Genomic DNA, 21,511 nt, shown 5'->3' with positions numbered 1-21,511 from the left:
CCAATGCGCGCATGGTAGGGCGTCACTCCGGGCATGACTGGGCAAATACATGCACTACGATTTTTGCGTGGTTGGCGGCGGCATCGTCGGCCTGGCCACGGCGCGTGCGCTGCTCGCCGCGCGTCCGGGAGCGAGTCTGGTCATTCTCGAAAAGGAAGCCCAACTCGGCCTGCACCAGACCGGGCGCAATTCCGGGGTGATTCATTCCGGCATCTACTACACGCCGGGCAGCCTCAAGGCGCGGCTTTGTGCCGAGGGAATGCTGCGGACCAAAGCATTCTGCACCGAGCACGGCATCAAGTTTGAGGAACGCGGCAAGCTCATCGTCGCGACGACGCCACTGGAAGTCGAACGTCTCGCGGCATTAGAGAATCGGGCGGCTGACAACGGCATTGCGGCCGAGGTTCTGACGGCGGCCGACATATCGGCGCGTGAGCCGAACATCGAAGGTCTGCGCGGGCTACTGGTCGCGACGGCGGCCATTGTCGACTACAAGCAGATACTCGCCGCACTGGCGCGCGAGCTTGGCGGTAGCGGCGCCGAAATCTTCTATTCCACCACGCCAACGGCCATTCGAGAGCGCCAGGGGCGCGTCGATGTCGATACTGCCAGTGGCGCCTTCACAGTTGACCGACTGGTGGCCTGCGCCGGCTTGCAATCGGACCGTGTCGCCCGACTCGCCGGGCTCGATGTGGACTTCGCCATCGTGCCGTTTCGCGGTGAGTATTATCGGCTGGCCAATCGCCGCCACGGCATCGTCAATGCCATGATCTACCCCATACCCGATCCTGACCTGCCATTTCTCGGCATTCACCTGACGCCGATGATCGACGGCGGCATCAGCGTCGGGCCAAATGCCGTGCTGGGCATGGCGCGCGAGGGCTATGCCAAGGGCGCGCTGTCGATAGCCGATCTCGCCGAAGCCGCGCGTTTTCCGGGCTTCTGGCGCAGCTTGGGCAAGAACCTCAAATCCGGCCTCGATGAAATGGCCAATAGCCTGTTCCGGCGCCGTTATCTTGCAGCGTGCCGCAAATACTGCCCGTCGCTGGAACTGGAAGACCTGACGCCGATGCCCGCAGGCATCAGGGCGCAGGCGGTGCGGCGGGACGGGTCAATGGTGCAGGATTTTCTGCTGCTGGAGGCGGGGCGCATGCTGCATGTCTGCAATGCGCCATCTCCGGCCGCGACGTCGGCTCTGCCGATAGGAGAGCACATCGCCCGAAGACTATTGGGCGATGCTGCCTAAGCCGCGGGGGCGCGGCTGATCAGGCGTTGATAGAGCTCTACCGTCTCATCATCGGGATCGATGCCGAGCTCGGTGCGTAGCTTGCGACTGCCTTCTTCATATAACTGCCGCAGGAAGGTGAATTGACCATTGGCGGCGGCATCATACATCAGCGCGCGTTGCGCGCCCTCGTGATAGGGGTCGACCTGCAGTAGCCTCGTAGCGCAGAAGTGCCGTTCCTGGGGCGTCAAGCCGCTTGTGGGCAAAACTGCCTGCGATATGTTGGTGACGAATTCGTATTGCAGTTCCGAGCGCTGATAGCTCAACCACTCTTCGAATCCCTCACCGGCGGTTCGTGACGAGGCTAGCAGATCGCCGACATAGATCTCGCACATCCGCACCCACGCCTTGGGGCCGGGGTTCGCGACCAGATCCAGGAACTCGGCTAGATCGAAATAGATATTCTGATCGAGATTCAGCCACACCATATGATTGTCGGCGGACAAAATCTGAAAATGGTGGTCTTCCTGAAATCGCCTGATGCGGGATACCGCTTGACGAATATCGGCATTTGCCTGTTCCGAGCCATTGTCTGACCAGATCAAATCGCCGATGCGTCTGCGCATTACCGGCTTTCCGCGTCCCTCCAACAGCACATATGCAAGAATGCGCATAAAGCTGAACGGCGGGCTTATCAAACGCCCCGATGACAGAACATGACAGTCACCGAACGTCAGGATGGATACTTGAGCCGTTTGTCCGTCTATTGCGTACATGGCAGTCCAACTTTGTTAACGATCATCCTTCTGCAAGAAAATATTCTTTTTTGTTCTTCAGTTAGATAATCAGTTCGCCAGCTCCCCCGAACTGTATTCGCATTGTGCAGTAAAACTGTGTCAATTTTATAGGTAATTATTCTCGGCAGCAAGCTTGACGTTCTTGCCTGACGTCTTTGCTCCGCCAAGTAGTGGATGCCACGACAATTTGAGCGCTGGCATCTCCCTCTGGAGGCGCTCTTTGCCGCGATCTGGAAATAGATGCAGATCGATCTGGCGATATAGTCTAGCTAACGTGAGCCGCCGTCAGGACGCTGTTGGTTTGAATGGCGTCATAACCGGGCCGCCGATCAAAAGAGCGGAAGACCGCCGCTGCCTGTGTTCGATTATGCACTTTGAGTTTTCGAATGATATTGTGCACATGGACTTTGACCGTGTGCTCGGACAGTTCCATTTTTACCGCGATTATTTTGTTCTGCAGCCCATCTGACATTAGTTCCAGCACCTCCGCTTCCCGGCTGGACAGGATGCCAGCCGAGTCAGTGCCCGATCCGGGATCGGAGCCAAGATGTTGGTTGCGGCGCGTGAGAAACCCCCTCGCGGCTGATCGCGGCGTCAACGCGCTTGGGAAGTATTCGCCGCCGTTGAGGAGCAACCAGATGGTGGCGAGCCAGACGTTGATCTGCAGGTTGAAAGGAACCAGTCCCTGAATCGCCCGCTCGGCAACGACTGCCCGAAGCGCTGGGTCTTCGTTCCAGCCGCTCTCGACAAGCAATGCGATTGGAATATTGGGATAGCGATCACGGCATTGCGAGATCACCCCAGGTATATTACGAAATGCAAACGCATCGAGCAGGATGAGGCGGGGCGTAAAGAGGGCCGAGTCATCATCCGGCAATTGGTTGGCGAGCGTGACGCCAACTCGTGGAAAGCATTGTTGGGCGGCTTTCAACAGGCTCTGAAAGGTGACGCCCGTGTCCGCTAAAATCAGGATACCGTCGCGGCCCTCGCTGTCCTGGGAGGGTGTAGTGTTCCACACGGCATATATGCCTTGCTCCGTAATTAGGCTGTTTACTTCCGACATTTCGTTCCCCGATTGACGGCCTCGTAGTCATTATTGTTCCCGACGCCATGCAAAAGAACATAGACCGCGTGACAGAGCCGTGACTCGGGCACCCGGCAGGGCGGGTGATCTGGTCGCCTATAACGGGGCTAGATTGCCTACATCATCCCGGCTTGTTGCTAGGTCAAACTGACAAACGATCTGCGCCTTCGTCTTCGCTAAGTGTAGGAAATCCTGCGCAAAAGCAGGCTTTGCTTCGGGGCGCCGCATGACATATTTCACCTTGCCAACCCGGCGCTTTCGCGCAGCAGCAGAGAAATTGAGCTGGGGCGTAAAAGTCGTTGGCCTCATGGCTGCATTGCAGGGAATGGCTCGATATGCGGCTCTTGTATTCAAAAGTCCTGATAATGCCGAAGTGTTGTTAAAGTCCGGACAGATACTGGAATTCGACTTTCCGAGCCAGTTTCCGCCCGCGTTTATCATTTTCGGCGACTATATTGACCCGGAATTTTATTTTCTTAGGGATGTCGCGGGAACACATTGGTGTGTGGTCGACGCCGGGGCGGCAATCGGGCACTTTTCGATCTTCGTTGCGACCACCCTGAGCGATGTCAAAGTTGAGGCATTTGAACCTAGCAGCGCCAATGTCGCGACCCTGCGGCGCAACATTTCGCGCAATAATGTGGGAGCATGCGTGAGCGTGCATCAGCTCGCGCTGTCGAACCGCAAGGACGTAGCGCGCTTTGTTACAGCGCCCAACTCCTGGAATAGCCAGCTCGCACCCGAAGGGGCCGATGCGTCCGGCACTGAAATCGTGCAGGTGGAAACACTCGACGCCATGCTCGATGCGCTGAGCCTGCACCATGTCGATGTTCTGAAAATTAACGTGGCCGGGTTCGAGCCCGCGGTGCTTGAGGGTGCCATGCAAAGCCTTGCGGCTGGCCGGGTCGATATCATGATCCTGCTCTTGGGGCTGCCATCGCTGCCGCACTACGCAGCCATCGCGGCACTGGGCTACCGCTTCTTTTACTATCACCCTCGCCAGCGCACGCTGTTCGAGGTGACGCGGTTCGATGCCGATTCAGTGCTCTCGCATCGCCCCTGGCCGGCGCGCCATATCATCGCCATCCGGGATGCCGCATTGGGCTCACTGGTTGCTGGCGTCATCGACGTGCGGCCGCTGACGGAAACAACAGCGCCGGAAAAGCCCCGTCGGCGGCAGATGGGGAAATCTGCCGCCGGTGGGTCGTAAGGCCGAAAGGTCTAGAGAACCAGATCGCCAGCACCGAGCTGGATATGCCCGGTCAACTGGATTTCAAAGTCATGCACGCCATCGCCATTGGTGTCGCCCTGGATAACGGTGCGGTTTTGGGCCGCTTCGTAATGCCAGGCCAATTCGCCAGCCTTGTGCGTGAACGACTGGCCGTCGCCGGTCAGGAAGGTAAAGGCCTGATCGCCAGCGGTCTTGGTGTTGGCGTCCACGCCCGATAGGTCGATCTTGTCCTGCCCCTTGGTGAAGTCTGTGATGACATCACGGGTAGCGCCGGTGGAGCCCATCTCCGCAACTGACTTGAACAGGAAGACATCATTGCCGGCACCGCCGGTCATGACATCGCGACCTGCGCCGCCATAGAGAACGTCATTGCCAGCCCCGCCACTGAGCGTGTCGTTGCCAGCCTTGCCGTCGAGATAGTCATGCCCTGCCGTGCCCACCAGCTTGTCGGCGCCAGCAGTGCCGATAACCTTGTTGAGCCCCTCAAGGGACGGTGACGTCGGTGGCGTACCGCCTCCGGTGGTCGGAGCTTTGGCGATGCCGAGGAAATCGGACGCCTTCAGCGACAACAGCCCGCTGACTTCGATTTCAAAGTCATGCACGCCATCGCCATTGGTGTCGCCCTGAACGATGGTCTTGCCCGTGCCGGCTTCGGTGTGCCAGGCGAGTTCGCCAGCGGTCTTCGTGAAGGCGGCATTGTTGCCAGCCAGGAACGTAAAGTCCTGAACGCCGGCCAGCTTGCTGTTGGCATCGATTGCTGACAGGTCGATCTTGTCCTGCCCCGGCGTGAAGTCGGTGATGATATCACGCGCACCAAGCTTGTTGCCGATTTCGCTGGCGCTGCGGAACACGAACACATCGTTGCCCGCACCACCGGTCAAGGTATCGAAACCAGCGCCACCGATGATGGTGTCGTTGCCGCCACGGCCATCGATAACGTCGTTCCCACCTTTGCCGTCGATCACATTGTCCTTGGCATCGCCGGTCAGCTTGTCATTGCCTTCCGTTGCTGTCGTGGACTCCGATGGGTTGGGCTTGGCAGGCTCAGTTGGCGTCCCGCCGCCCGAACCGGTCTGGTGTTCGAGCGTCGCGGCCAGGGCGACGCCGTCCTTCACATTGCCGGTATAGACGGGCGAGTTGCTATTGGCGTTGAGGTCGCCCCAATGACCACCGCCGACATGGTTGTCGGTGATCTTGATGTTGCTGAGGGGGCTGCTGTTGAACTGGGCATCGGAATAGACCGTGTAGCCGCCGCCAACCAACAGGTTGTTGGTGACCAGCACGTTGGAAACCGGGCCGAAGTAGTTGTCGATCATCACGGCCGCAGTCTGGTCGTGGTCGTTGATCACCGTGTTGCCACGGATAACCACGTCGGACTGGCCGCCATCGATCTGGATGCCGTCATAGTGCGGAGCGCCGGAGGCCTTCAGATCGTGGATGTAGTTTCCCTCGATCAGAGTGCCCTTGCCAGCCGCAACATTGATGCCGTTTTCGACATTGTAGATGTCGTTACGCAGGAACGTACCTACGCCGGTAATGCCGTTGCTGCCTGCATTGTTGGTGCCAACGCCGTTGATCTCGCAGTCCTGGATTACAACGCCGGTCTGCCCGACCTTGATCTGGACAACGGAGAAGCTGGCTGCCGTGATCTTGCAATTCTCGATCGTGACATTGTCGGCAGCGATATAGACGGTGCCGGTAATGTTCAGCCCGGAAATTACCGTTCCCGGCTTGGTGATGACGAGCCCGCCCGAGGGCAGCAGCTTCACGCCATCAGGTACGCCTGTGTTTGTTGAATCTGGCCATGTCGCCATTAGGTGATCCTTCTAATTGTTCTCACCCTCCCTGCTTGAGGGGCGAATTGGGCTGTCGAGCGACGGGATGCGGCCAAATATGAGCATTTGAGCCCTGTTTTCGCCCAAATCGAAGCGACCCGCGTTTTGCCCGGCATCTAAGCAATTGAAGAGTCTAAAAAACTGAAGATTCGATTCGATTGGTTAATTATCGGATAAATCGACGGATTGTGAAGATTTATGGGATTCCGGCTGGAACTGTGATCAATCGGCAACAAATTGTGGGGCGCTACATCGAAATGATTACATCACTACATCTTTCGATATATACGGTGCAGATTGTCATAGTCCGTTCGATCTAAGTCATTATTGCGGTTTGCCATTTTGGTGCGATTGCGAAGGGCAGGGCGCCGCCTACACTGTTTCTCGATCCCAAAACCGTCGGGGAATGTGGTGAGCGAGAACACAATCGAGCCTGACAAAGCCGATTCCCGTTACGGCGAAATCCTCAAATCCACCTCCCTGATCGGCGCCTCCTCGGTCATCAACATCGTCATGTCCATGGTCCGCCTGAAGGTGCTGGCCATTCTGCTGGGGCCTGCGGGCGTAGGGCTCTTCGGCATTTTCAACATAATCATCGATCTGGCGGCCAGTTTTGTCGGCTTCGGCGTACAATCGAGCGGTGTCCGCCAGGTTGCCGTCGCCATGTCGAGCGGTGATCGAGCCAAGATCGCCCGCGTCGCCAAGGTGCTGACTTTGACGTCACTGGTGCTGGGCGTGATAGGGGCACTACTATTGTTGGCCTTCGCCGCTCCAATCTCGGCCCTGTCCTTCGGCACCGAGGCGCGGGCGTCTGCGGTTATGCTGATCGGGGCAGCGGTTTTGCTGCGCGTTCTGGCCGGCGCGCCGATTGCCATCATTCAGGGCAACCGCCGCATCGGCGATCTCGCCCGCATGACGGTGGCCGGGGCCGTGCTCAACACGCTGGCGGCCATTCCACTGGTCTATTTCTTCGGCGAGGCTGGCGTCGTGCCGTCGCTGGTCGCAGTGGCGCTGACCACCTGGGTCGCTGCGCAGTGGTACTATCACAAAATCGACCTGCCCAAGGTCCACCTGTCGCTGGCTGAGTTCACCAGCGAAACGCGACTGCTGCTGCAACTGGGCTTTGCCTTCATGGTCAGCGGCCTGCTGGTTGCCGGCACCGCTTTCGTCATCCGCATCATGGTTGTCCAGCAACTGGGCGTCGACGCCGCGGGCAATTATCAGGCAGCATGGGCGCTGGGCGGCATCTATGTCGGCTTCATCTTGCAGGCGATGGGCACAGACTTCTACCCGCGACTGTCGGCCGTGGCCGATGATAACGCCGCCTGCAACCGGATGGTCAACGAACAGACCCGCATCAGCATCCTGCTTGCCGGCCCGGGTCTATTGGCAACTCTGGCCCTCTCACCGCTGGTGATGACGCTGTTTTATTCCAGCCAGTTCGATGCTGCCGTGCCGCTCTTGCGGTGGTTCTGTCTCGGCATGTTGTTGCGTGTGGTGGCTTGGCCGATGGGCTTCGTCATTCTGGCCAAGGGCAATCAGACCATCTTTTTCTGGACCGAAATGGCCGCTGCAGCCGTGCAGTTGGGGCTGGCCTGGGTCCTGCTGCAAGTCATAGGCCTGGCGGGCGCCGGCATCGCCTTTGTCGGGCTCTATGTCTGGCACGGAGTGATCATCTACGTGCTGGTGCGTCGGCTCAGCGGCTTTCGCTGGTCGCGCGAGAATTTCATCCTGGGCGCCATGTTTGTGGGGCTGACCTGCCTGGTGCTGCTGGCGGTGGAACTGCTGCCATTCTGGCCGGGCTTTGTCGTGGCAATGGTAGGAACTGCGTTGGCCTGCTGGTTTTCGCTGGCCCAGTTGATCCGCCTTGTGCCGGAGCACTGGATACCCAAGACGCTCCGGCCCGTCGTCTATTTCGTGCTGCGGCACGAGCCTTCGGTCAAACCCGCCTAGTGGACGAGTTCGGGGGCGCGGACCAGCGCCAGTTCGAGCGCGGCTACGATGTAGCGCACATCCTCAGAGTTCATCTGAACAAACAGCGGCAGCATGATCGAGCTGCTCTGGGCATATTCGGAGTGGTCCAGCGTTTCAGCAATCCGGTGCTGCGCCTTGCCCCGATAGGCGGGCTCAAGGTGCGTGTTCATCACACCGCGCCGGGTGGATACACCGCAATCGAGCAACTTCTGCATCACCTCAACCTGATCGGCATGCGGTGGCAGGCTGACGCAATAGCTTTGCCAATTGCTGCGCGCCCAGCTGGGTTCGGCAGGCGGGCGAAGTCCGTCGATCTCTGAAAGAAGGCTCGCATAAAGCGCTGCCAGCCGACGCCTTGATGCAATGATCTCCGGCAACCGTTCAAGCTGCACGCGACCAATAGCGGCCTGCAGGTCGGTCATGCGGTAGTTGTATCCAACCTCGTCATAGCTCTCGAAAATCACACTGCGCGAGCCGTGCCGCACCGTATCCGGCACGGTCATCCCGTGCTGTCGCAACAGGCGGAAAGACTGGTCATAACCAGCGTCGCGCGTCGTCAACATGCCGCCGTCGCCGGTAGTGACGACCTTACGCGGATGAAATGAAAAGCAGGCGACGTCGGCATGCGGTCGCCCGATGCGTTCCCAATTGCCGTCCCACAGGATTTCACTGCCCGTCGCGCAGGCCGCGTCTTCGACGACCTTGATGCCATATTGCTGCGCCACCTGCAGAATGCGCGCCAGATCGCAGGGCATGCCAAGCTGATGCACGCACAAAATGGCTCGCGTGCGCAGCGTGATGGCCGCAACGATCTTGTCAGGGTCGATGTTGAACCCATCGGCTTCGATATCGACAAACACGGGCGTTGCGCCGCAATAGCGCACGGCATTGGCGGTGGCGATGAACGAATGGCTGACGGTAATCACCTCGTCGCCGGGCCCGACCCCAACCGCCATCAGGGCCAGATGCAGCGCCGTGGTGCAGTTGGAAACCGCGCAGGCATGCGGCGCGTCGACATAGGCGGCGAACTCTTTTTCAAACTGGGCGACTTCGGGCCCCTGCGTAACCCAGCCCGATAGGATGACCCGCCGCGCCGCCTCCACCTCGCGCTCATCGAGCACGGGCTTGGCGACGGGGATCTGATGGGTGCCGTTACTCATGCCACATCACTCCGCTCCTGCGCGCGGCTTGCCCGCCACCACGCGACGAGGTCACGCAAACCATCCTGCATCGAAATCTCGGCATTAAACCCCAGCTCTCGCGATGCTTTTTCGGTCGATGCCAAACGACGCGCCACCGGGTTCACCTTGCGCGCAGGCTCGTGGATGGGCGACAGCGACGACCCCATGACATTGAGCATGATGCGCGCCAGCTCGCTAAGGTTGGTCTCCGTGCCGCTGGCCACATTGAACACCGTGTCCGACGCCGTGCCTCTGGCGGCCAACACATTTGCCCGGGCAATATCGCGCACATGCACGAAATCCATGGTCTGGCTGCCATCGCCCATGATGATGGGTGGCAGCCCACTGGCAATGCGCTCCATCCAGCGGATCAGCACCTCGGTATAGGCGCCATAAACGTCCATGCGCGGCCCATAAACATTGAAGTAGCGCAGCGCGACATAGGGCAGGCCATACATCTCATTGAAACTGCGCAGCAGCGCCTCGTTATAGGTCTTGGCAGCGCCATAGATGGTGCGGTTATTATAGGGGTGATGCTGTTCGGTGGTCGGAAAAACCTCCGCCGCGCCCAGCACTGACGCCGACGATGCCGCAACGACCTTTTCCACCTTGGCCGCGACCGCCGCTTCCAGCACGTTGAAGGTGCCAGTCGCCAACACATCATGGGCGAGGCGCGGGTCTTCGGCGCATTGGGTGATGCGAATGGCGGCCTGATGGAAGACCACGTCGATACCGTCCATCGCCTTGCCGAGCAGGTCGGTGTCGCGAATGTCGCCCATGATCACGGTGATCGGCGCGATGGCCTGCGCCTCCGCCAAGTTCTCCATCCGGCCACGCACGAAATTGTCGTAGATGACGATCTCGGCCGGGGACTGTGCGGCCACCAGATCCGCGATATGGGAACCGACCAGGCCTGCGCCTCCGGTGATGAGAACCCGTTTGCCGTCCATGATGTGCTCCTCGCGTAATGGTGGATTTGTTCAGTCGGTATCGGTGCGCAGCCGGATGATCCGCGCCGGCACCCCGGCCGCGATCGCATAGGCCGGAACGTCCGCCGTCACGACCGCGCCCGCGCCGATAATGGCGCCTTCGCCGATGGTGACGCCGGGCAGGATGGTGGCATTGGTGCCGATATCGGCACCGGCGCCGACCCGCACCGGCTTGATTTCGAGGTCGGTTGCGATGACCGGTTCATGGATCGGCGAGCCGGTATGCTGGGATCCCAAAATTTTGGCGCCCGGACCCCAGCCGACATGATCGCCGAGGATCATATTGCGCGCGTCGAAATAGGCGTGCGGCCCGATCCATACGTTGTTGCCGATCTTGCAGGTGCCATCGAACCGGCCCTGAATATAGGCGCCGGTACCGATGAAGACGTTGGCGCCGATATCGAAGGTCTCGAGGTGCTTGAAGCCGGCCTGACTGCCGACATGGAGGCCCGAGCCACAGCTTTTGGCATGAGTTTTCCAGATCATCTTGCGCATCAGCGCATCGAGCATGCCATCGCCAAAGGAGAAGCGGGCATAGACGTCGTGCAGCGCGACGGCGCCATAGTGTTCGCGCAGCCATTCGGCAAAACCGTCCTCGAATGGCGGATCAAACTCAAGGCCCCGGCGTCCATGCACCGAGCGGGTCAGGCGGCCGGTTTCAATATCCTCAACTGACATAGGCGTCCTGCCGCACGAGTTCGGAGATGATTTCCACCTCTCTCGTGCTGAGTTCTGGGTAAATTGGAAGCGACAAGACGCTGTCCGCCGCCGCTTCTGCGGCCGGGAAATCCCCCACCACGTGGCCAAGGTCGGCGTAGGATGGCTGCAAGTGCACCGGCACCGGATAATGCAGTCCGGTTTCGACCCCCTCGCCATCCAAAAAGCGCTGCAACGCGTCGCGGTCGCGCGTTCGCACGGCAAAAATATGCCAGACATGGCGACGACCGGCCGCTTCACGGGGGACTGCGACGGGTCCGCCACCGAGCAACTGGGCATAGTCCCGCGCCCGCGCACGACGCGCCTCGGTCCAGCCCTCCAGCTCACGCAGCTTCACCCGCAGGATCGCGCCTTGAATGGCATCCATCCGGTAGTTGTAACCCTCGACAACGTGGTGATAGCGCCGGTCCTGGCCCCAGTCGCGCAGCATGCGGATTTGCTTGGCGTGATCGTCATTGCTGGTCACCACCATGCCGCCCTCGCCACAGGCGCCAAGGTTCTTGCCGGGGTAAAAGCTGAAGCATCCGGATACCCCGATGCTACCGGCGCGCTGGCTCTCATAGCGCGCACCATGCGCCTGACAGGCATCCTCGATCACCGCCAGGCCATACCGCTCGGCGATCTGCATGATCGGCGTCATGTCGGCCATCTGGCCATAAAGATGCACCGGCACGATGGCCCGGGTGCGGGGCGTGATGGCGCGTTCGATCAGCGCCGGATCAATGCAGAAGGTCGCAGGATCGATATCGACGAACACAGGCCGTGCGCCGATATAGCGGATGGCAGCCGCCGTCGCGACGAAGGTGAAAGGCGACGTGATCACCTCGTCGCCCGCTTTGACGCCCGCCGCCAGCAGCGCGAGGTGGAGCGCGCTGGTGCCGGTATTGACGGCAATCGCATGGCGCGTGCCGCAATAGGCCGCGAACTCTTCCTCAAGCGCCGCGACTTCCTCGCCCAGCACGTAGCGGCCAGACCGCAGCACACCCAGCGCCGCCGCCTCGATCTGCGGCTGGATGCTGGCATACTGCGCCTTGATATTGAGAAACGGGATCATGCGAAGACGCGCTCCTGTGGCAGTTCGACAAGCGTGCCGCCCTTTGCCATCGATGCAGTCGCTGCTTCGAGAATACGCACCACCCGCAGGCCCGCAGCGCCGTCGGCGGTGGGCTTGGTGCCGCGCTGCACGCAGGCGATAAACTCGGCCAGTTCAGCGCCGAGCGCCTCGGTAATGTCGAGCTGGGGGGCAAACATGTCGCCGGCGCGGTAGCCGATGCGCATCTGGTTCTTGCGCTCGCCGGCCTTGGGGGCCATCGGGTCGAGCGTTACGCCCCGGTCGTAAACCTTGATCTTTTCGCTGGGCTCGAGATCGTCATAGACGACCATCTTGTTGCTGCCGCCAACCAGTGTCCGGCGCACCTTGACCGGCGCCAGCCAATTGACGTGGACATGGGCCATCAGCTTGCAGTCAAAATGCAGGTTCAGGTAGGCGATGTTCTCTGGCGACCCCGCGAAGTGCGACATGCCGGTGGCCGAAACGGCGCGGGGCCGGGCGCCCAGCACATAGTCCATGATCGACAGGTCATGCACCGCCAGGTCCCACATCACGCTCACATCGTGCTGAAACAGCCCCAGATTCACCCGCACGGAGTCGTAATAATAGACCTCGCCCAGATCGCTCTGGATCACCTCGCGCAGCTTCTTGACCGCGCCGGTATGGATGAATGTGTGATCGACTGCGACCACAAGGCCACGACGATCCGCTTCCTCGATCAGCCGTTCGGCCTGTTCGGCGGTGGCCGTGATCGGCTTTTCAACGAACACGCTCTTGCCGGCCTTAAGCGCCCGCATGGCGAGATCGAAATGGGTCGAGACCGGCGTCGCGATGGCTACCGCGTCCACCTTGGGGTCGTTGAAAACCTGGGCGATGTCTTCAGTAATGCTCACCGCCGGATAGCGTGAGCGCAACCGCGCCAGTCGCTCGGTCTGCAGATCGCACACCCAGCGCAGGTCGACCGATAACAGGTCGGCGAAATTGCGGACGAGATTGGGGCCCCAATAGCCATAGCCGATAACGCCAACGCCGATCATTGCTGCAGCCTTCCGTAGTGCTGGGTTGAGGCGTTTTTTGCCTGCGCCAGAAGCGGGCGGGCAGGGACGCCGGCCACAGTCGCCCCTGCCGCCACGTCGCGCGTCACGACCGCGCCGGCGCCGACCAGCGCACCTTCGCCGATGGTCAGGCCAGGCAGGATGGTCGCGTTGCTGCCGATCGAGGCATTGCGACGAACGACGGTGGGCACCACGGCCCAGTCGTCGCTGCCTTGAACCTCGCCGGCGTCATTGGTGGCGCGCGGGTGAAGATCGTTGGTGAACATCACGCCGTGGCCGATGAACACGCCGTCCTCAATCGTCACGCCTTCACAGATGAAGCTGTGGCTGGAAATCTTGCAGTTGCGGCCGATGACCGCGTTTTTCTGGATTTCGACGAAGGCACCGACGCGGCTGCCATCACCAATTGTGCAATCGTACAAATTGACGAGATCGGGCTGGTGTATGACCACTTCTTTGCCCAGCAAAACCCGTTTCAACATGTGAATTCCCCAGCGACGGAGGCGGGTCTTTTCGCAGCTTTAAGCAGCGGTTTTTCCCGTCGTTGAGAGACGCTAGCAGGCTGCGTGTCTGCAGCAATTTCTCAATGGAGCTATAGAGTTACGCGGCTTGGGGAGTGCCGGGTTATAGTTGTGATAATGGGCGCTTCCGCACCCCGGAAATATAGGCTGGAAGATGTACTCCCGCCGCCCCCATGCTCTTTTGATCGGGGTGCTCCCGAGCGGTTGGGCCCCTAATAGTCCGAAGCACTACTGCATGACTGCTGTGCACAGAACTGTCCTCAATTGGGACATTTTTTGGCATTTCATAAGCCCGGCGCGGCACTGCTTAGAGCCGGAGCAAGCCAAGGGGCCGTATTTTTGAAGTCATCTGATCATGCGATCGGACCCAAGCCGGTAGTGGATCTTATCCGCCTGGCACGGGGCCAGATCGCCGTCCTGTTCGCACTCAGTATTACGTCTAACATACTGATGCTGACCGGATCCGTTTACATGCTGCAGGTCTACGACCGGGTGCTGCCCAGTCGGTCAACCGACACGCTTCTGGCGCTGACGGGGATCGTCGTGGTGCTCTACGGGTTCTACGCGATGATCGAGTGGATCAGGGCACGAATGGCGATTCGCCTCGGGGGAATGATCCACGATCGCTTCGCCACAGCGCTTTTTCCACTGACCGTTCGATTGAAATTGGCCGGCGGGCAAGGAAATCGTGCCACCCCGATCCACGATCTTGATGTGGTGCGATTGTTCGTGTCCGGGCCTGGCGCAATTTCGCTGCTCGATGTGCCCTGGGTGCCGATCTATCTGGCGCTGGCATTTTTCCTCCATCCGCTGCTCGGCACCTTTGCGCTGGCTGGTGGGCTGGTGATCGTTGGCCTGCTGGTGATCAACGAAAAGCACTCGCGCCGCCCCGCCATGGCAACCATGGCCGCCACAGGCGAACGCTCCGCCCGAGCCAGCGACGCGGAACTGAACGCGGAATCCATCGTCGCCATGGGCATGCTGGACGCGGTCACCCAGCGCTGGGGCAAGGCTGCGGATAATCTGATGCAGACGCAGCAGACCTCCTCGGACCGCACCGCGTTCTATGGTTCGATCACCAAGGGCGTGCGCTATCTGCTGCAGTCGGCCGTGCTGGCGGTGGGTGCCTATCTGGTCATTCAGGGGCAGGCGACGGGCGGCATCATGATCGCCGCGTCCATTCTCACCTCTCGCGCCTTGGCACCCATCGAACAGGTCGTGTCCCAATGGCGCGGCTTTGTGAATGCGCGGCAATCCGCCGGTCGACTGGCCGAAATGCTGCCGCTGACACAGGTTCGCGAACGCCCAACGCAGCTGCCGCTGCCGACGAAAACCCTCGCCGTTGAAAACCTCGCCACCGGCGTTGATCCCTCGCGTGGTCCGGCGGTGATGGATGTCAATTTCCGACTCGATGCCGGGGATGGCCTCGGCGTTGTCGGGCTCTCAGGCTCGGGCAAATCCTCTATTGCAAGGGCGCTGGTCGGCGTCTGGCCGGTGCTGCGCGGTGCGGTTCGGCTCGATGGTTCTGAACTCGCCCATTTCGATCCGACCGCGCTGGGTGGCACCATCGGCTATCTGCCGCAAACGGTGGAATTGCTTGACGGCACCATTGCCGAAAACATCGGCCGCTTTACCCCGTCGCATGACACCGACGCCATTCTCGCCGCCGCCCGTGCTGCGCGGGTGCATGATTTTATCGTCACGCTGCCCAATGGCTACGAAACCCATATCGGCACGCAAGGCTCCGCCCTGTCGGCCGGGCAGCGTCAACGCATCGGGCTGGCCCGTGCGCTCTATGGCAAACCGTTCCTCATCGTTCTCGATGAGCCGAACTCTAACCTCGATATGGAGGGCGATCAGGCGCTGACCGAGGCTATTGCCGACGCCCGCATGCGCGGTGCCATCGTTGTCGTCGTGGCCCATCGTCCCAGCGCCATCGCGGCCATCAACAAACTGCTTTTCATGCGCGACGGCCGACAGGTTGCCTTTGGCAACAAGGATGCCGTGCTGCACCAGATCTCTCTCCCGCAGTCGATAGACAGGAAACAGAGTGCCTAATGCCGTCAACGTAAACCGTCGCGGTGGCGTGCCCGCCATGGCGCACGACCGCAATCTTAAAAGCTTGCGGCGTCACGCTCTGCTCGGCATTGGCGTCATGGCAGCGCTGGTTGTGGGGCTCGGCGGCTGGTCGGCAACCACGCGCGTGCAGGGCGCCGTCGTCGCCAATGGCGTCGTTGTGGCCGAAGGCGGCTCGCGCAAGGTGCAGCATCCCGAAGGCGGCATTGTCGGCCAGATTTTGGTGGAGAATAACGCCCATGTCCAAGCCGGCCAGGTCCTGCTGACGCTCGACGATGTGTCGGTGCGCGCAGAACTGGCGGTGGTAATGGCCCAATTGCGCGAGGCCCTCGGCACACAGGCGCGCCTCGCGGCCGAAAGCTCGGGCACCAGCATGATCCATCTGTCGCCGCTGGCCGCTGACTGGCCCGTCGATCCCGATCTATCTGTCATCATGGCCGTGCAACAGGGCCTCCGCGAGTCGCGCAAACTGTCGCTCGAGAGCAAGGTGGCGCGGCTCAACGAGCTGATCGCCGAAAAAGGCTCGGTCATCGAGGGCTACAAGGCGCAGGCGGCTGCCTATGACAGCCAGATCAGTGTGGTCCGCGAAGAACTTGCCCAACTCGAAACCCTCCACGGCAAGGAGCTCGTCTCGGCCCAGCGGCTCAACGAAATGAAGCGCAGCGAGGCCGAATTGGCCGGGCAGGTGGCCAGCATCCAGGCCTCGATCACCGGCACCGAAAGCTCGATCTCCGAGCTGCGCATGCAGTCCGAACAGACCGTCAGCGACTTCCGTTCCGATGCGCTGACCGAACTTCAGGTCGTGTCGCAAAAAGTCGCCGAACTGATGCAGAAAAAGATCGCTGCCGAGGCCCGCCTGGCGCGGCTGGAAATTCGCGCGCCGATCTCCGGCACCGTCCACGAATCCACCGTGCGCACCGTCGGCGGCGTGATCGCACCGGGCGATACGCTAATGCTGATCGTGCCGCAGGAAGATCACCTGATGGTCGATATGCGCGTCAGTCCGATGCAGATCAGCAATCTGCATATCGGCCAGACCGCCGAAATCCGGCTGCTCAATTTCGACACCAAGAAAACCGCCGATCTGATGGGCGCGGTCGAAACCATCTCGCCCGATCTGCTGCAGGACCCTTCCACCGGCGTGCAGTATTTCTCGGTGCGGGTCGACGTGGCCGATAGCGAACTGGACAAACTGCCGGCCGGAGCATCGCTTGTTCCCGGCATGCCGGCGGAGAGCTTTTTCCAAACGGGCGAGCGTACCGTGTGGTCCTATCTGATGGGACCGCTGGAAGATCGCTTCATCCACACCTTCCGCGAGAACTGATCGAAAATCAGATCTGGAAATTGGTGTTCTGATCGGACGTGAAGCGGCATTTGTTCAGCACCACCCCGATCAGGCGCGTCTGCGCCTGCAACTCGCGCTCGGTAATATCGATGTCGGCCACGGTGCTATATTCAGCGCCGACCACCAGCAATGACGCCTCCATCAGTGGCAGCAGGCCAAGGCAATCGTCGCTCTCAAGCAGCGAGGGCAGGCTGTAGATGATGATATCGGCGCCCAGCTGATCGCGCAGCCGCTCAAGAATATGCGCCGCGCCCTGACCATGCAGCAGCTCGGCCGGATAACTGATGGGGTCGGGGCTGGCGCCGATGGCAAGGTTGTCGCCGATCCGCACCAGAAAGTCCTCCATCAGGCATTCCCCGCGCAAAAACTCATCGGTGGTAAAGTGCCCGTTATGCGCAAAGATCTGCGCGATGTGCGGTCGCCGCAGGTCGAGGTCGATGATGGCGACCTTGAGCTTGTCATGCTTGGTCAGGCTGATCGCCAGGTTAGCCGCAACCGTTGCCTTGCCACATCCGGCGGTGGGCGCGGTAATACCAATGGTCCGCCAATTGTTCTCGCGCGCATCCTTGAGCAGTTTGGTGCGCATAATGTCATAGGCCAGAGCCGCCTTGTGGCGACGCTGAAACGAGACGATCCGCTGGCTTTCCATCCATGCCGGATCAACCGGCAAGGACGTTAGCTGCGACCAGTTCACCTGCTGGCCGACTGCGGGATGCAGATGGACACTGGCTTGATCGAGTGCTGTCGGCTCGGTGCTGTAGATCATGGTTGGATCCTGGGAACTGCGGAGGCGAAACTGGCCATCGACATGCTGTTGAGTTCACTGAGCGGCACGGCATTGTTCTGCGTCGCCATCAACAGAGTCAGTGCGGCGACCACGCCAAGACCCAGCGCCGGACCAGCCCAGTTGCGGCCCTTGGCTTCGATGTAGGGCACGGTGATAAAGGGCACGATCTGCAGCCGCGAGGTCAGCTCGGCCGGCCGGCGAATGCGGCGGTTGAGAAATTCTGGCGCGATCACGGCCAGGAGGCCAAGCAATAGCGCGGCGATGGCGCTCCCCGCCAGCAGCACTTTCTTGCTCGGACCTTGCGCCGTCTGGGGCGGCACTGCGCGCTCGATCAGCGACAGGCGCTCGCCCTTGAGCAGCAACTCGATCTGTTGGCCGGTGGAAGCCTCGGCGAGGCGTGCGACGGCCGAGTCATACTGTGCCTGCACGTTCTGGTGGTCCCGTTGCAACGCATTCAACACCGTCTCATTGGCGGGCGTAGCGGCGATAGACGTATCAAGGTCAGCGACGGTCTGAACGATGCTGGCCCGCTCCGACGCAATTTCGGCCAGCCGATCCTTGATGTCGTCGATCTGGAAATCGCGACTGGTGATCGGCTTCCCACTGGCGTCATCGGCTCCGGTCCCCGCCATTGCCGCCTCCTGCGCCGCAATGCGCGCGCGTAAGGTCATGATGGTCGGGCTGGTGTCAGAGAACAGATCCTGTTGCTGCACAAGCGATTGGCGCAGCGCCGCAAGGTTCTGTTCCTCGGGCGTCACCGGCGCTGCTGTCCCCTCGAATGGCCGCGTCTGCAGGTCCGTCTGCTGCTTGCGCAGCGTCGCCTCTTCCTGAGACAGGACCAGAAGGCGTTGCTGGCTGGCGGTCTGCTGGTTGCGACGGAAATCCATGCTGTCGGGCATGGCGTTGATATGGTCGTTCTTGAACGCCAGTATCTTGGCGTCCAGCGCGCTCATCTCGTCGTCGAGGCGCTTGGTTTCGCCATCAAAGAAAGTCACCGTTTCGGTCGCCCGCGCCGTGCGCAACTGCACATCCTTGTTGAGGATCATAGTCACGAGGTCATTGACCAGATTGGCGGCGGTATTGGGATCGTCGGCCTTAAAGGCAATCTGGATCACCGTAGCCGCAGTGCCACCGGCACTGTCGACCGAAATCGGCGCAATCGAAACCCGGCGTTCCATGTCATCGAACTTGTCCGACTGCGACAGATTGGGCTGGCTGGCATAGATCCCATAATGATCCGCCAAAGCCAGCAGGCTCTCTCGCGACAGCACGTCCTCCTGAATGATCTGGAACTGTTCAGCTGCACCAGTGGGCACTGTCGACTTGGCCAGCTCGGTCGGAATCTGCGCTGATTCAACGAGGATTTTGGCCGTAGCCTCATAAACCGCTGGGCGCAGAAAGGTCACCGCCACGCCAATGATCGCGACGAGGGCGGCCACGCTCAGCAGCAGCGGCAGTCGCCGCCGAAACAGCGACAGGTAGAAGCGGAAATCGATATTGCTCAGTGCGTCCACATCCATCCCCCGCTCTCGTTCGCGGCCTTCCGTCGCCGCAGCCAAGGTCTTGTGACCGAACCATAATGCGGCGCCGTAGGGGGGCTCCATCGTCAACACGGGTGAGGCCGGGCGGCGCAGTAGGCCTGTTGAGCTAAGCCGCTGTAGTCGGTTCTTACCGTGCCCCTGGCGCGATACGATGCCCGGGCGTTTCCCAAACCACAGGACGGCTACGACCATGTCGCACTTTCAGCTATCGGGGGCGCATCTGCACCGGGCCAGGTTCTGGGCGGCCCTGCTCACCACCGTTTCGTTCGCCACCATCGCCAGTGCGGCGCCAGCCCCACTGGCCCCATTGACCAAATTGCGGCTGACCGTGGTCCAGTTCATCGCCTCCACTGGCGACTACAAACGTTGGGACGCGTTGGGCGGCGATTTCGAGGTGGCGGCCGACGGCACGCTGAACGTGCCGACGCTGGGGCCAATCGATGTCTCCAGCCTCAGCGCCGATGCGCTGGGTGCCGATATTTCCGCGCGGCTGCAGGCAAAGCTCGGCCTGCTTGACGCGCCCGATGCCTCGGTGCAGGTGCTCGAATATCCGCCGGTTTATGTCGTCGGCAGCGTGTCGACGCCCGGCCAATATCCTTTCCGCCCCGGCATGACCGTGGCGCAGGCCTTGGCGTTGGCCGGTGGCGAACGGCGGCTGGACAGTTCGGGCGGACTCTCCGAGACCATCAAGCTGCAATCGGACCTCGACGGGTTCAGCAATGACATCCTGCGCATCACCGCGCGGTTGGCACGGCTGAAGACTGAGTTCGATCGCGGCACCCAGATCACCTTCCCGGCGGTGCTCGATACGACCGATCCGACAACGGCTGAAATCCTGCAGCAGGAGCGCCGTATCTTTGAGGCGCACACCAATGAGTTCGCGCGGCAGCAAGATGGGCTCAAACAGCTCGCCGATCTGTTCACAGCCGAGATCGACGCGCTCGGGCAGAAGGCCACGGCCATCGACGATCAGATCACGCGTGCAACCCAGCAGGTGACCAATATCACTGGACTGGTCAGTTCTGGTTCGGCGACCGTTGCTCGCCTGACCGATGCGCAGCGCATTCTGTCCGACCTGCAATCGAGCAAACTCGACAACATCATCGCCACCATGAGCGCCCGCGAAAACCTCAGCAATGCGCAGCGCGATCTGGCGAAGCTGCAAGACCAGCAACAGTCCGATGGCGCCGCGCAATTGCAGCAGGAGCAGGCCAATCTTGAGCAGCTGACGCTCAACCAGACCACCACCATGCGCATGTTGCGCCAGTCGGTCGAGTCAGACGAAAACACCACGCTGGCCCGCACCGCGCAGATGATCATGGGCTATTCGATCCTGCGCCAGCAGGATGGTCAGCCCGCAACCGTCGCCGCCACCGAGGACAGCGTTCTGCTGCCCGGCGATCTGGTGAAGGTGACGATGCAAATGCAGATGCCAATGGCGACGACGGCCGCCGCTGCTCAGGCAACGGCCACGCCATGAGGCGAGACGGCGGGCCTAGCAGCCCGTCCCGGTAAACACCACTTTGAACGTGCACATCAGCGTGCGGAAATCGGTGCGCAACGAGATCGTCTGGGCATAGAGATTGTCGTAGGCGGCGCGGTCGGCAAAGGTGCAATTGTTGCGCTCGCTGATCTGCCACAGTCCGGTCAGGCCAGGCCGCAGGTCGTAGTAGGCGGTGCCCGGATAGAGCGTCCGCTGATTGGGCATCATCGGGCGCGGCCCCACCAGACTCATATCGCCCACCAGCACATTCCACAGCTGGGGCAGCTCATCGAGCGAGTAGCGACGAATATGGCGGCCAATCGCCGTCAGGCGCGGATCATGCCTAAGCTTCTGGTTGGTTTCCCACTCAGCCCGCGCCTCGGCATCGCTTTGCAGATAACTCGCCAGTGCCGCATCAGCATTGGGAACCATGGAGCGGAGCTTCCACAGCCGAAACACGCGACCGTTTCGGCCAATGCGCGGCTGCAGGTAAAACGCCGGCCCACCATCCAGCTTGATCAGAATAACCAGCAGTAAGATCAGCGGCAGGAAAAATGGTCCGCCGATGAGAACCAGTGCGAGATCGATGGCCCGTTTCACCAAAGGATAGACCCGATGC

Annotated in this window: 18 protein-coding genes; 6 read left to right on the top strand and 12 right to left on the bottom strand. The window is 60.9% G+C overall.

Annotated features, from left to right (window positions below):
• Window positions 1–49: 49 nt before the first annotated feature.
• Window positions 50–1,246: an L-2-hydroxyglutarate dehydrogenase gene (lhgD, locus tag ABIE28_RS13350; RefSeq protein WP_354063697.1), complete on the top strand. Its 1,197-nt coding sequence runs from the start codon at window positions 50–52 to the stop codon at window positions 1,244–1,246.
• On the opposite strand, the gene ABIE28_RS13345 is transcribed toward lhgD, so the two are convergent.
• Both ABIE28_RS13345 and ABIE28_RS13340 read right to left on the bottom strand, forming a co-directional pair.
• Window positions 1,243–1,851 (bottom strand): AfsR/SARP family transcriptional regulator, encoded by a 609-nt coding sequence (locus ABIE28_RS13345; protein ID WP_354063695.1) that lies wholly within the window; start codon window positions 1,849–1,851, stop codon window positions 1,243–1,245. The two genes, lhgD and ABIE28_RS13345, sit on opposite strands and share 4 nt — an antisense overlap.
• Before the next feature lie 436 nt (window positions 1,852–2,287).
• Window positions 2,288–3,085, bottom strand: a complete 798-nt coding sequence (locus ABIE28_RS13340) for a response regulator transcription factor (RefSeq protein ID WP_354063693.1) — start codon at window positions 3,083–3,085, stop codon at window positions 2,288–2,290.
• 247 nt (window positions 3,086–3,332) lie between these two features.
• Between ABIE28_RS13340 and ABIE28_RS13335 the strand changes: the two genes are divergently transcribed.
• The gene (locus tag ABIE28_RS13335; RefSeq protein ID WP_354063692.1) at window positions 3,333–4,316 is read left to right on the top strand and encodes an FkbM family methyltransferase; all 984 of its coding nucleotides are present in this window, start codon (window positions 3,333–3,335) and stop codon (window positions 4,314–4,316) included.
• Between the two features lie 11 nt (window positions 4,317–4,327).
• Here the strand turns inward: ABIE28_RS13335 and ABIE28_RS13330 are convergent, their stop codons facing one another.
• Entirely contained in the window at window positions 4,328–6,106 is a 1,779-nt protein-coding gene (locus ABIE28_RS13330; protein WP_354063690.1) for a M10 family metallopeptidase C-terminal domain-containing protein, read from the bottom strand.
• Between the two features lie 477 nt (window positions 6,107–6,583).
• Between ABIE28_RS13330 and ABIE28_RS13325 the strand changes: the two genes are divergently transcribed.
• On the top strand, window positions 6,584–8,125 hold the full coding sequence (locus ABIE28_RS13325; protein WP_354063688.1) for an O-antigen translocase: 1,542 nt from the start codon (window positions 6,584–6,586) through the stop codon (window positions 8,123–8,125).
• Here ABIE28_RS13325 and ABIE28_RS13320 read toward each other — a convergent pair.
• Genes ABIE28_RS13320 through ABIE28_RS13295 form a run of 6 tightly spaced genes read right to left on the bottom strand, consistent with a single transcriptional unit; the run spans window position 8,122 to window position 13,621 of the window.
• Window positions 8,122–9,306: a DegT/DnrJ/EryC1/StrS family aminotransferase gene (locus tag ABIE28_RS13320; RefSeq protein ID WP_354063686.1), complete on the bottom strand. Its 1,185-nt coding sequence runs from the start codon at window positions 9,304–9,306 to the stop codon at window positions 8,122–8,124. The genes ABIE28_RS13325 and ABIE28_RS13320 overlap by 4 nt on opposite strands.
• Entirely contained in the window at window positions 9,303–10,277 is a 975-nt protein-coding gene (locus ABIE28_RS13315) for an NAD-dependent epimerase/dehydratase family protein (protein ID WP_354063684.1), read from the bottom strand. Before ABIE28_RS13315 ends, ABIE28_RS13320 begins: the two co-directional genes overlap by 4 nt.
• A 30-nt stretch (window positions 10,278–10,307) precedes the next feature.
• Window positions 10,308–10,994: an acyltransferase gene (locus ABIE28_RS13310; RefSeq protein WP_354063682.1), complete on the bottom strand. Its 687-nt coding sequence runs from the start codon at window positions 10,992–10,994 to the stop codon at window positions 10,308–10,310.
• The gene (locus ABIE28_RS13305) at window positions 10,984–12,087 is read right to left on the bottom strand and encodes a DegT/DnrJ/EryC1/StrS family aminotransferase (protein WP_354063680.1); all 1,104 of its coding nucleotides are present in this window, start codon (window positions 12,085–12,087) and stop codon (window positions 10,984–10,986) included. Before ABIE28_RS13305 ends, ABIE28_RS13310 begins: the two co-directional genes overlap by 11 nt.
• Window positions 12,084–13,121 (bottom strand): Gfo/Idh/MocA family protein, encoded by a 1,038-nt coding sequence (locus ABIE28_RS13300; RefSeq protein ID WP_354063678.1) that lies wholly within the window; start codon window positions 13,119–13,121, stop codon window positions 12,084–12,086. Before ABIE28_RS13300 ends, ABIE28_RS13305 begins: the two co-directional genes overlap by 4 nt.
• A complete protein-coding gene (locus ABIE28_RS13295; protein ID WP_354063676.1) occupies window positions 13,118–13,621 on the bottom strand; it encodes an acyltransferase in 504 nt (167 codons plus the stop codon). Before ABIE28_RS13295 ends, ABIE28_RS13300 begins: the two co-directional genes overlap by 4 nt.
• 417 nt (window positions 13,622–14,038) lie before the next feature.
• Here ABIE28_RS13295 and ABIE28_RS13290 point away from each other — a divergent pair, with 417 nt between their 5' ends.
• Together ABIE28_RS13290 and ABIE28_RS13285 are read left to right on the top strand one after the other, a co-directional pair.
• Window positions 14,039–15,718, top strand: a complete 1,680-nt coding sequence (locus ABIE28_RS13290) for a type I secretion system permease/ATPase (RefSeq protein WP_354063675.1) — start codon at window positions 14,039–14,041, stop codon at window positions 15,716–15,718.
• Window positions 15,711–17,060 (top strand): HlyD family type I secretion periplasmic adaptor subunit, encoded by a 1,350-nt coding sequence (locus tag ABIE28_RS13285; protein WP_354063673.1) that lies wholly within the window; start codon window positions 15,711–15,713, stop codon window positions 17,058–17,060. The genes ABIE28_RS13290 and ABIE28_RS13285 overlap by 8 nt, the downstream gene beginning before the upstream one ends.
• 7 nt (window positions 17,061–17,067) lie before the next feature.
• On the opposite strand, the gene ABIE28_RS13280 is transcribed toward ABIE28_RS13285, so the two are convergent.
• Complete coding sequence (locus ABIE28_RS13280) at window positions 17,068–17,847, bottom strand: CpsD/CapB family tyrosine-protein kinase (RefSeq protein WP_354063671.1); 780 nt, start codon at window positions 17,845–17,847, stop codon at window positions 17,068–17,070.
• Entirely contained in the window at window positions 17,844–19,388 is a 1,545-nt protein-coding gene (locus ABIE28_RS13275) for a GumC family protein (protein ID WP_354063669.1), read from the bottom strand. Before ABIE28_RS13275 ends, ABIE28_RS13280 begins: the two co-directional genes overlap by 4 nt.
• Before the next feature lie 211 nt (window positions 19,389–19,599).
• On the opposite strand from ABIE28_RS13275, the gene ABIE28_RS13270 reads away from it, so the two are divergent.
• Window positions 19,600–20,889 (top strand): SLBB domain-containing protein, encoded by a 1,290-nt coding sequence (locus ABIE28_RS13270; protein ID WP_354063667.1) that lies wholly within the window; start codon window positions 19,600–19,602, stop codon window positions 20,887–20,889.
• A 15-nt stretch (window positions 20,890–20,904) separates the two neighbouring features.
• Here ABIE28_RS13270 and ABIE28_RS13265 read toward each other — a convergent pair whose 3' ends face one another.
• Window positions 20,905–21,492 carry a sugar transferase gene (locus ABIE28_RS13265; RefSeq protein ID WP_354063665.1) on the bottom strand — a complete coding sequence of 196 codons (588 nt, stop codon included), beginning with the start codon at window positions 21,490–21,492 and terminating at the stop codon, window positions 20,905–20,907.
• Window positions 21,493–21,511: the final 19 nt, after the last annotated feature.

The organism is Devosia sp. 2618, assembly GCF_040546815.1.
Classification (GTDB): Bacteria; Pseudomonadota; Alphaproteobacteria; order Rhizobiales; family Devosiaceae; genus Devosia.
Note: the sequence above shows the minus strand (reverse complement) of the source record. Positions and strands in the feature narration are given on the sequence as shown.

Coding starts and splice junctions, on each gene's coding strand:
- ABIE28_RS13340 (WP_354063693.1), bottom strand. CDS start 3,085: ATGTCGGAAGTAAACAGCCTAATTACGGAGCAAGGCATATATGCCGTG.
- ABIE28_RS13335 (WP_354063692.1), top strand. CDS start 3,333: ATGACATATTTCACCTTGCCAACCCGGCGCTTTCGCGCAGCAGCAGAG.
- ABIE28_RS13295 (WP_354063676.1), bottom strand. CDS start 13,621: ATGTTGAAACGGGTTTTGCTGGGCAAAGAAGTGGTCATACACCAGCCC.
- ABIE28_RS13275 (WP_354063669.1), bottom strand. CDS start 19,388: ATGGATGTGGACGCACTGAGCAATATCGATTTCCGCTTCTACCTGTCG.
- ABIE28_RS13305 (WP_354063680.1), bottom strand. CDS start 12,087: ATGATCCCGTTTCTCAATATCAAGGCGCAGTATGCCAGCATCCAGCCG.
- ABIE28_RS13320 (WP_354063686.1), bottom strand. CDS start 9,306: ATGAGTAACGGCACCCATCAGATCCCCGTCGCCAAGCCCGTGCTCGAT.
- ABIE28_RS13280 (WP_354063671.1), bottom strand. CDS start 17,847: ATGATCTACAGCACCGAGCCGACAGCACTCGATCAAGCCAGTGTCCAT.
- ABIE28_RS13310 (WP_354063682.1), bottom strand. CDS start 10,994: ATGTCAGTTGAGGATATTGAAACCGGCCGCCTGACCCGCTCGGTGCAT.
- lhgD (WP_354063697.1), top strand. CDS start 50: ATGCACTACGATTTTTGCGTGGTTGGCGGCGGCATCGTCGGCCTGGCC.
- ABIE28_RS13270 (WP_354063667.1), top strand. CDS start 19,600: ATGTCGCACTTTCAGCTATCGGGGGCGCATCTGCACCGGGCCAGGTTC.
- ABIE28_RS13345 (WP_354063695.1), bottom strand. CDS start 1,851: ATGCGCAGACGCATCGGCGATTTGATCTGGTCAGACAATGGCTCGGAA.
- ABIE28_RS13300 (WP_354063678.1), bottom strand. CDS start 13,121: ATGATCGGCGTTGGCGTTATCGGCTATGGCTATTGGGGCCCCAATCTC.
- ABIE28_RS13315 (WP_354063684.1), bottom strand. CDS start 10,277: ATGGACGGCAAACGGGTTCTCATCACCGGAGGCGCAGGCCTGGTCGGT.